We start from the raw sequence: 9,686 nt of genomic DNA, 5'->3' as shown, positions 1-9,686 counted from the left end.
GATCATTCCCGAACGACGCGGTCTCCGAAGTGAAACGATCACCGGTGAGCTGCATACCGTCCCCGGAATCACCCGCAAAACGGATGATCACCCGGCCCGGACGGCGAACTTCCTTGTGCTTGGTCCCGCCCGACCGTGTGTGGTGACCGTCCAGGTGATCGATGAACTCAACGGCCATTGCCGCCCCCTTCCTCCGCCGCGGCCACGGTGGCGCCCGTCACCGGGCCGACCACCGCCCGTGCCGCACGACATGTCTCCGACACTCTCAGCCCGTTCACGATCTGCTCGGCCCTCTCCGCGTCCTCGGCCAGGAAGACACAGGTCGGCCCGGATCCCGAGACGAAGGCCGCGAGCCCTCCGGCTTCGATGCCGGCCGCCAGGGTCCGACGCAGTTCGGGACGTAGTGACAGCGCGGCGGCGGACAGGTCGTTCCTGCTTCCCGGCTCGCCCAGTGACGTCGCGAGCGCCTGTACGTCGCCGCTCCGGAGCGCCCGCAGGATCGCCGGATCCACGCAGGTCCGTTGCCCGGAGTCCGGCGGCTGCCCGGGGGCCCGGGCCGCTCGCAGCCGGTCGCACTGCCGGTAGACGGCGGGAGTGGACAGGCCGCCGGTACCGAAGGCGAGCACCCAGTGGAAGCTGTCCTCCACCGTGAGAGGGGTGAGCTTCTCCCCTCTCCCCTCCCCCACGGCCACCCCGCCGATCAGGGTGAACGGCACATCGCTTCCCAACTGTGCGCCGATGGCTCCGAGTTCGTCCGGCGGAAGGCGAGTGTCCCAGAGCCTGTCGCAGGCCAGCAGCGCCGCGGCGGCGTCCGCGCTGCCTCCGGCCAGTCCGGCCGCCGCCGGGATGTTCTTCCGGATCCGCAGGTGGACGCCGGGTGCCCGCCCGGTGTGAGCAGCCAGCCGGTCGGCGGCCAGCATCGCCAGATTGCTCCGGTCCGGCGGAACCCCGGCGGATTCCGCGCCCTCGACGGTCACCGCCGGAGAATCGGCGAGTTCCGCCGTCAGCTCGTCGAAGAGTCCGACGGACATGAAGACGCTGACCAGTTCGTGGTATCCGTCCGCACGGAGCGCGCCGACCGCCAGTTGCAGATTGATCTTCGCCGGCACCCGGACGGTCACCGCCGTCACAGCACGATGATCGCGGTGATCAGCGCGAGCGTGTACCACTGCTCGAACCTCCGGTAGGTCACGTGGTCCTCCTCCGGTGCCCGTCGGGTGACGACCCGCACGGCCACGAGCCAGCTGATGGCGGCGAGGACCGCGTCCAGCAGCAGCCCCCATGACGACCGGTCGGGGGCCACCAGCAACAGGTGCACGACCACCGGCAGCAGTGCGAAGCCGGTGGCCAGATAGACGCGGGTGAATCGCTCGCCGAGAGCGATCGGGAAGGTCTTTCGGTCGTTGACCAGATCGCCCTTCACATCGCGCAGGTCCTGCAGCGGGATGAGGAGCCAGATGGACACGGCGAGTGTCATCACCCATCGCCAGGCGAGCGGGGTGAGCGGAGTGACGATCGACCAGGCCGCGGCGAGCTGGACCGTCACGCCGATGCCCATCGAGAGGTTCTTCAGGAACCAGTGCCGTTCCCAACGCGCCACATTGGTCAGCAGATACGTCGCTTCCCATGCCAGGGCCCAGAACAGGACCCCGAACCACCAGGCGACAAGCGGAAAGAGCAACAGCACCACGACCGCACGGCGTTGTGCGCCGCGGTAGCTGGAGCGGCCGGTGACCAGCGGACGGAAGGGTTTGTTGACCCGGTCCTCCTCCACCCCGTACAGCTGGTTGGTGAGGGTGAACCCGTAGATGTAGAGCCAGAAGTACAGCGCCCCACACAGGAAATCCACGGCGATCCGGCCGCCGGAGTGCCCGCTGTGGCGTCCTGCCGCAAGGACGAACGCGGTGGCCGGCAGCACAGTGGTCCACACGTCGTTGCTGATGAAACGGCAACTGATCTGTATCTCGTTGACGACGGCGCGGCATGCGGATGCCAGCGGCCGGTGCAGCGGGGCCGGACGCGCCGGGCCGAGGGGGGCACTCACGAGGACCTCGCCGTCGCCGCTCGCGCGATCTCCTGGAGTGCCGCCGTGACCGCGGTCGGGAAACCCACGCTGTCGAGCGCCCGCATGGCCTGCTCGTAGCGGCTCGCGATCATCTCCTCGACCCGTCGCCGGGCTCCGGTCTCCTCCAGTATTCGCCGGACGGAAGCGGCGCCCTCCGCATCGAGGTCGTGCCTGCCCAGCAGACTCTTCAGCACGGACAGCTGGCGTTCGTCGGCCCGCTGGACGGCCAGCGCCACCAGGGGCGTCCGCTTGCCCTCACGCAGATCGTCGAGATCCGACTTGCCGGTGACCCGCGGATCTCCGAAGACGCCCAGCAGGTCGTCCCGGAGCTGGAAGGCCTCGCCGACCGGAATGGCGTACGCGCTGCACGCCTCCAGGTCGGCCGCCCGTCCGCCGGCCAGCACGGCGCCCACGTGCAGCGGCCGCTCGATGGTGTACTTGGCGGTCTTGTACCGTACGACGTCCATGGCCTCCTTGAGGTCACCGGTCACCTGGCCGGTGGCGAGGAGATCGAGGTACTGGCCGAGCATCACCTCGCTGCGCATCGCGTCGAGGACCGGGCGGAGCGCCTGGTGCTGCTGCGCCGACATCGACGCGGTGGTCAGGATTTCGTCCGACCACACCAGCGCCAGATCACCCAGGAGGATCGCGCCGCTCACACCGAACCACTCGGTGGACGCGCCGTCCCCGCATGCCCGTGCGGCCTCCAGCGCCCGGTGAGCGCTGGGATGGCCTCGGCGTGTGTCGGAGCCGTCCATCACATCGTCGTGGATGAGAGCGAAGGCGTGGAAGAGTTCGAGCGAGGCGGCCGCGCGCAGCGCGACATCGGCTTCCGGACCGCCGCCGGCGGCGTACCAGCCGCACACGCAGAGCAGGGGGCGCAGTCGCTTGCCACCGGCGGTGACGAACCTGCTCAGTACGTCGATGAGTTCGGGCAGCGCGGCGGAGTCGGCGGACTCCGCCTTGGCGGACAGGAATTCGGTCAGCGTCCTGTCGACGGCCTGCCGGACGGCGGCGAGGTCGAGGGAGTCCGCTACGGCGGTGGCTGTGGTCATGACGACTTCTCCTCGCCCGTGAGCTGCAGTTCCTCGGCCAGTTTCATGGCCTCTTCCACCAGGGTCTCCACGATGCGGGACTCCGGCACGGTCTTGATCACTTCTCCGCGCACGAAGATCTGGCCCTTCCCGTTGCCCGACGCGACACCGATGTCCGCCTCACGCGCCTCGCCCGGACCATTGACGACGCAGCCCATGACCGCGACCCGCAGCGGGTACGGAAAGCCGTCCAGCGCGGCGGTCACCTGTTCGGCGAGACGGTAGACATCCACCTGCGCACGGCCGCAGGACGGGCAGGAGACGATCTCCAGCCGGCGTTCCTTCAATCCGAGTGACTGGAGGATCGCCGTGGCGACCTTGACCTCCTCGACCGGCGGCGCCGAGAGCGAGACCCGCACGGTGTCGCCGATGCCCTCCGCCAGGAGCGCACCGAAGGCCACTGCCGACTTGACGGTGCCCTGGAATGCCGGACCGGCCTCCGTCACACCCAGGTGCAGTGGGTAGTCGCACTTCTCGGAGAGCAGCCGATACGCATTGATCATGACCACTGGGTCGTGGTGCTTGACGGAGATCTTGATGTCCTGAAAACCGTGCTCCTCGAAGAGGGAGCACTCCCAGAGAGCGGACTCGACGAGAGCCTCGGGGGTGGCCTTGCCGTATTTCCGGAGCAGACGATCGTCCAGGGAGCCCGCGTTGACGCCGATCCTGATCGGCACGGCGGCATCGGACGCGGCCCGCGCGATCTCCTTGACCCGGTCGTCGAACCGGCGGATGTTGCCGGGATTCACACGAACCGCGGCACAGCCGGCGTCGATCGCGGCGAAGACGTATTTCGGCTGGAAGTGGATGTCGGCGATCACAGGGATGGGAGATTTCGCGGCTATGCCGGGAAGCGCGTCAGCATCGTCCTGGCTGGGGACGGCGACCCGTACGATCTGGCAGCCGCTCGCGGTGAGCTCGGCGATCTGCTGGAGGGTCGCATTGACATCGGCGGTGAGCGTGGTCGTCATGGACTGGATCGACACGGGCGCGCCGCCGCCCACCGGCACGGCTCGTTCGTCGTGACCGACCAGGATCTGCCGGGTGGCGCGCCGCGCGCGGAGGCGGGGCGTCACTGTGGGAATCGGGAGTGCGACTGTCCCGGTCATCGGTCTGTCCCCTCGTCGAGAGTGGCGTGGCCGCCGAGACGGTCGAGTACCGCGGTCGCGATGGCGGAGCCGTCCAGTCCCTTGCGGCGCAGGATGGCGCCGCGGGAATCGTGGGCGACGAACTCGGCGGGAAGTGCGAGCGTGCAGTTGCGCGGTGAGCCGGGGACGTCGGACAGGGCGTGGGCCACCCTGCTGCCCAGGCCGGCGACTTCGATGTTGTCCTCGACGGTGACGACCAGCCGGTGACGCAGTGCCATCCGTACGAGGGACGGATCCAGCGGTGACACCCAGCGCGGGTCGGCGACCGTCACACCGACGCCGCGCTCGCCCAGTGTGCGGGCGGCTTCCAGGGCGTCGAGGGCGAGCGGCCCCGCCGCGACGACGAGGACGTCACTGCCCGTTCCGCGGTGCAGCACGTCGGTCGCGCCGACCCGTTCCAGGGCCGGGATGTCCGGCCCCGCCGACGCCTTCGGAAAGCGGATGGCCGTCGGTCCGTCCGAGACGGCCACCGCCTCGCGCAGCAGTTCCCGCAGCCGTGCGGGATCGCGGGGCGCGGCCAGGCGCAGGCCGGGGACGAGGGAGAGGAGCGAGGAGTCCCACAGGCCGTGGTGGCTGGCTCCGTCCGGGCCCGTGACACCGGCACGGTCGAGTACGAAGGTGACCGGGAGGCCGTGCAGGGCGACGTCCATGAGCACTTGGTCGAAGGCACGGTTGAGGAAGGTCGCGTACACGGCCACCACCGGGTGCAGGCCCGAGGTCGCGAGCCCGGCCGCACTGGTGACGGCGTGCTGCTCCGCCAGGCCCACGTCGAACACCCGGTCCGGGTGCGCGTCGGAGAACGGCAGCAGACCGGTGGGCCGCAGCATGGCGGCGGTGAGACACACGATGTCCTCGCGCTCGGCCCCGATGTCCTTCATCTCGTCACCGAAGACCGTGGTCCAGGTGGGTGCGGTGCGGTAGTGCGGCCTGCCTGTGTCGCGGTCGACCACTCCGACGGCGTGCAGGCGGTCGGCCTCGTCCGCCTCGGCCGGGGGATAGCCCTTTCCCTTGACCGTGCGGCAGTGCACGACCGTCGGCCGGTGTGCCGACTCGGCCTTGCGCAGAGCGGCTTCGACCGCCTCGATGTCGTGGCCGTCCACCGGGCCGATGTAGTCGAGGCCGATGGACACGAAGAGGGCGGCCACCGCGTCGGTACCCGGGTCGCCGCTGGTGCGCCCCGCCGCGTGGGCGGGTACTCGGCCGAAGAGACCGACGGTCGGATCGTAGGACCTCCCGTTGTCGTTGAGCACGACGGTCACCGGGCGCTCCGGGGCCGCGCCGATGTTGTTCAGTGCCTCCCAGGACATTCCTCCGGTGAGCGAACCATCACCGACCACGGCGACGACCCGCCGCTCCGGGGTACCGGCCAGCGCGTGCGCCTTGGCGAGCCCGTCCGCGTACGACAGCGCCGTGGAGGCGTGGGAGTTCTCGATGATGTCGTGGACGGACTCCCGCCGGGAGGGGTAGCCGGAGATCCCGTCCTTCTGCCGCAGCCCGTCGAAGGCCGACCGGCGCCCGGTGAGCAGCTTGTGGATGTACGTCTGGTGGCCGGTGTCGAAGAGCAGTACGTCCCGGGGCGATTCGAAGACCCGGTGCAGGGCGAGGGTCAGTTCCACCACGCCGAGATTGGGACCGAGATGCCCGCCCGTGCCGGTCACGGTGTCGATCAGGAAGGTCCTGATCTCCTCGGCCAGTTCCTCCAGCCGGTCCGCGGGCAGGGCACGCAGGTCGTGCGGGGAATCGATGGTGTCCAGCAAGGCGGTCGAACGCCGCTCGGCGGTCTTCACACTCATCGGGCGCGCACCGCCCTGGGCAGTGCGAAATGCACGTTCTCTTGGATCACTTCTCGCTCCTTCACCGTCACTGCTCCGAGGCCGGCCAGCACGTCGACCACTTCTTCCACCAGTTCGGGCGGCGCCGACGCTCCCGCGGTGAGGCCCACGACCGCGGCCTCTCGGAGGTGGGCGGGATCGATCTCCGAAGCGTCGTCGATCAGCTGGGCCGAGGTGCCCTGGCGAGTGCTCAGCTCCACCAGGCGTTGAGAGTTGGACGAGTTGACCGATCCCACGACGAGCACCAGATCGGAGTCGGCCGCGACAGCGCGCAGCGCCTCCTGCCGGTTGGTCGTGGCGTAGCAGATGTCTTCCGAGCGGGGGGCCCGCAGCGCCGGAAAGCGTTCCGTCAGCGCGGCCACGATTCCGGCCGTCTCATCGACGGCCAGGGTCGTCTGGGTCAGATAGGAGACCCGGTCCGGATCGGCGACGCGCAGGGCCGCCACGTCGGCCACGCTCTCCACCAGCACCATGTTGTCCGGTGCCTCTCCGAGGGTTCCCTCCGTCTCCTCATGGCCTGCGTGCCCGATGAAGACCACGGTGTCGCCGTGCTGTGCGAACCGCCGTGCCTCCGCGTGCACCTTCGTGACCAGGGGGCAGGTCGCGTCGATGACGTCGAGGCGGCGTGCGACCGCGTGCTCGCGGACCTCCGGGGAGACACCGTGGGCGGAGAACACGAGGGTCGCGCCGGCGGGCACCTCGTCGAGGTCGTCGACGAACACGGCGCCCCGTCGCTCCAGGCTCCGTACGACGTGGATGTTGTGCACGATCTGCTTGCGGACGTAGACGGGGCTGCCGCGGTCGGCAAGTACCCGTTCCACTATCTCGATGGCACGGTCGACGCCCGCGCAGAACGACCTGGGTGAGGCGAGCAGCACGGTACGCGGCCGGAACGCGGCCTCCAGTTGTCCGAACACGTCCCGCACCGCGGCGGCCGCCTTCTCGTCACCCGGGGCGGTGACCGCGCCGAGCACCTGCTCACCGGCCCCCGGCGGGGTGCATCGGGCCAGGTGAAGTACGGGATCACCGGAGGTTCCGGTACTCGTGGCGCGCAGCGGACCGCTGCGCACGTGGAAGCCCCGGCGCCGCAGCTCTCCTCGCAGAAGCAGAGAGGTCCCGGACCGGGGGAAGCCCTGCGGGTCCTCCCCCTCGATTCCATCGGCCACCATCACTTCACCGGACACGAGGGGCAGGTCGACGGACCGCACAGCCAGAGTTTCAGTCTGCATGTAGGAGTTCACTGATGAACCTTCCCGTTTCCACCGAAGGGCTGTGTCTCCAGGAAAGCCGATCAGGGCGTCCGGAATGACAAATTCATTTGCCCCTTTCCTTCGGTCGCAGAATTGGCTCGACCATGGAAAGGAAACAGCGCGATATCCCGAAGGGCTTCGGGATATCGCGCTGCTGTGGAGGGGAGTTACGCGTGTCGCGCTCCGGAACCGGGCGTCCGTCGGGCCGGCCTACCCGGAGCTACGGTTCACGGCTTCGGAATCGCCACTGCCGTGTAGGGCGTGGTCGGTGTGGGAGTGGTCGTCGTGCGCGCGTTCGGAAGGTAGAGCAGATCTCCGTCCGCCGCGATGCGGGTGGGGATGTCGAAGCGAGTGTCCGTGGTGCGCTGGATGACGTCGCCGCTCAGTCCGGCGTCGTCGAGTTTCAGCGACGCGACCTCGTTCTTGCGGTTCTCGGCCACATAGAGGGTGTGGTCGACCAGAAGCATTCCGTCGGGATTGGTCAGGGTCTCGGACCCGGTGTCCACGGTGTGAGTCACTCCGCTGGCGGTGTTCACCTCGAAGAGCTTCCCGGTGTTGATCTGAGCGATCAGCAGGCTCTTTCCGTCGGGCGTGGGCGCGATGCCGCTCACATTGAACCCGTCCAGGTACTGGAGGTCGCCGGTGAGCGGCAGGGTGACCAGCTCACTCTGCGCGGGCAGCGAGCCGTCCGCGTGCAGCGGGAGTTTGTACAGGACGGGGTTGAAGGAGTCGGTGAACCAGGCGGCGTCCTCGGTCAGGACGACATCGTTGATGAAGCCGGTGGTGGCCGGCAGCTTGTAGTCGGCCAGCACTTTCCCGCTCACGCTGTCCACGATCCGGCCGTCGCCCACCGACCCGCCCGCGACATACAGCTTGTGTCCCTCGCCGAGCTTCATGCCGGTGGCCATCCCGCCCGTCCCCGAGGTGAGTAAGTCACCCTGGCCGGTGGACAGGTCGACCCGGTAGATAGCACCGTCGTTCAGCGAACCGAAGTACGCGCGGTGCTCCTGCGGGCAGATGGCGATGCCGTCCGGGTGGAAGCCGTCCGGCAGTTGAAGCGTGGTGGGTCCTGCCTGCACGGGCGTCCGAGCGGCCGCGCTCGACGTCCCGGTGACCCCGAGCGTGGCTGTCGCCATCGCCAGGAAAGATATGACCAGCCTGCGGAACATGATTTCCCCGTTTCTTCTTTCTTTTTCCTTCAACGACCGTCAGCGGCCGTTCATATGCATGACAGCTTCTGGGTAGCGGGTTCCCGCCACCGCTTCCGGAGGCAGCGCCTCGTCCAGTCGCTGGTGGTCCTCGGCGTCGAGCGCCACGTCCACTGCCGCGAGGTTCTCCTCCAGCGTGACCCTGCGCTTGGTCCCGGGAATCGGCACGATGTCTTCGCCCCGGTGGAGCAGCCACGCGAGGGCGATCTGGGCCGGCGTCGCCCCGTGCTTCGTGGCCACTTCGCGCACCACCGATGCCGCCGCCGAGTTGGCGGCGAAGTTGTCCCCCTGGAATCGGGGGTCGTAGCGGCGGTAGTCCGACTCGGGATACTCCTCCGCCGGCAGCGCCGTGCCGGTCAGGAACCCACGCCCCAGAGGCGAGTAGGCCACGAGACCGATTCCCCGCTCCCGGACCGCCGGCAGGATCTCCTGCTCGATGTGGCGCTCCCACAGCGAGTACTCCGTCTGGAGCAGGGCCACCGGACAGACCTCGTGGGCGCGGGCGATCGTTCCCGCACCGGCCTCCGACAGACCGAAGTGGAGCACCTTTCCCTCTTGGATGAGCTCACCGACCGTGCCGGCCACCTCCTCGATCGGGACCTCCAGGTCCACGCGGTGCTGATAGAGAACGTCGATCCGGTCGGTTTCCAGCCGTCCCAGGCATTCGTCGACCACTTTGCGAATGTGTTCGGGCTTGCTGTTCAGCTCTCCGCGTCGTGTTCCTTCGTACTCCCACCCGAACTTCGTCGCGATGACCGCCTCGTCCCGGCGGCCACGGAGCGCGCGGCCCAGAAGTTCTTCATTGACGAAGGGGCCGTACGACTCCGCGGTGTCGAAGAAGAAGCAGCCGCGTTCGAGTGCCCGATGGATCGTCGCGATCGACTCCTTGTCGTCCGGAACTCCATAAGTCTGGCTCATTCCCATGCAGCCGAGTCCCAGCGCGGAGACTTCAAGGCCGGCGCTTCCCGGCCGACGCCGCGGAATCAGTGACGAGTTCAAATCCAGGGCCCTTCCCTCAGGTTCCCGTGGTGGTTTTCCCGACCCTCGGATCCGTTTTCCTTCTGCGCATCCTAGAATCCGGACATCCGA

At 68.6% G+C, this 9,686-nt stretch carries 8 protein-coding genes; all 8 read right to left on the bottom strand.

Features of this window, described 5'->3' with window-relative positions:
• Positions 1-167 precede the first annotated feature (167 nt).
• Positions 168-1,130 (bottom strand): 4-(cytidine 5'-diphospho)-2-C-methyl-D-erythritol kinase, encoded by a 963-nt coding sequence (locus ACFVH0_RS36440; protein WP_385827396.1) that lies wholly within the window; start codon positions 1,128-1,130, stop codon positions 168-170.
• Positions 1,127-2,044 (bottom strand): UbiA family prenyltransferase, encoded by a 918-nt coding sequence (locus tag ACFVH0_RS36435; protein WP_385827394.1) that lies wholly within the window; start codon positions 2,042-2,044, stop codon positions 1,127-1,129. Before ACFVH0_RS36435 ends, ACFVH0_RS36440 begins: the two co-directional genes overlap by 4 nt.
• Entirely contained in the window at positions 2,041-3,120 is a 1,080-nt protein-coding gene (locus ACFVH0_RS36430) for a polyprenyl synthetase family protein (protein ID WP_385827393.1), read from the bottom strand. The genes ACFVH0_RS36435 and ACFVH0_RS36430 overlap by 4 nt, the downstream gene beginning before the upstream one ends.
• Complete coding sequence (ispG, locus tag ACFVH0_RS36425) at positions 3,117-4,268, bottom strand: flavodoxin-dependent (E)-4-hydroxy-3-methylbut-2-enyl-diphosphate synthase (protein ID WP_385827391.1); 1,152 nt, start codon at positions 4,266-4,268, stop codon at positions 3,117-3,119. The genes ACFVH0_RS36430 and ispG overlap by 4 nt, the downstream gene beginning before the upstream one ends.
• On the bottom strand, positions 4,265-6,100 hold the full coding sequence (locus tag ACFVH0_RS36420; protein ID WP_385827390.1) for a 1-deoxy-D-xylulose-5-phosphate synthase: 1,836 nt from the start codon (positions 6,098-6,100) through the stop codon (positions 4,265-4,267). The genes ispG and ACFVH0_RS36420 overlap by 4 nt, the downstream gene beginning before the upstream one ends.
• Positions 6,097-7,368 (bottom strand): 4-hydroxy-3-methylbut-2-enyl diphosphate reductase, encoded by a 1,272-nt coding sequence (gene ispH, locus ACFVH0_RS36415; RefSeq protein WP_385827388.1) that lies wholly within the window; start codon positions 7,366-7,368, stop codon positions 6,097-6,099. Before ispH ends, ACFVH0_RS36420 begins: the two co-directional genes overlap by 4 nt.
• A 248-nt stretch (positions 7,369-7,616) precedes the next feature.
• Positions 7,617-8,558, bottom strand: a complete 942-nt coding sequence (locus tag ACFVH0_RS36410) for a superoxide dismutase (RefSeq protein WP_385827386.1) — start codon at positions 8,556-8,558, stop codon at positions 7,617-7,619.
• A 39-nt stretch (positions 8,559-8,597) separates the two neighbouring features.
• Complete coding sequence (locus tag ACFVH0_RS36405; protein WP_385827402.1) at positions 8,598-9,581, bottom strand: aldo/keto reductase; 984 nt, start codon at positions 9,579-9,581, stop codon at positions 8,598-8,600.
• Positions 9,582-9,686 lie beyond the last annotated feature (105 nt).

The organism is Streptomyces sp. NPDC127117 (assembly GCF_042677325.1).
In the GTDB taxonomy this organism is placed as follows: Bacteria; Actinomycetota; Actinomycetes; order Streptomycetales; family Streptomycetaceae; genus Streptomyces.
Note: the sequence above shows the minus strand (reverse complement) of the source record. Positions and strands in the feature narration are given on the sequence as shown.

Coding starts and splice junctions, on each gene's coding strand:
- ACFVH0_RS36430 (WP_385827393.1), bottom strand. CDS start 3,120: ATGACCACAGCCACCGCCGTAGCGGACTCCCTCGACCTCGCCGCCGTC.
- ispG (WP_385827391.1), bottom strand. CDS start 4,268: ATGACCGGGACAGTCGCACTCCCGATTCCCACAGTGACGCCCCGCCTC.
- ACFVH0_RS36420 (WP_385827390.1), bottom strand. CDS start 6,100: ATGAGTGTGAAGACCGCCGAGCGGCGTTCGACCGCCTTGCTGGACACC.
- ispH (WP_385827388.1), bottom strand. CDS start 7,368: ATGCAGACTGAAACTCTGGCTGTGCGGTCCGTCGACCTGCCCCTCGTG.
- ACFVH0_RS36410 (WP_385827386.1), bottom strand. CDS start 8,558: ATGTTCCGCAGGCTGGTCATATCTTTCCTGGCGATGGCGACAGCCACG.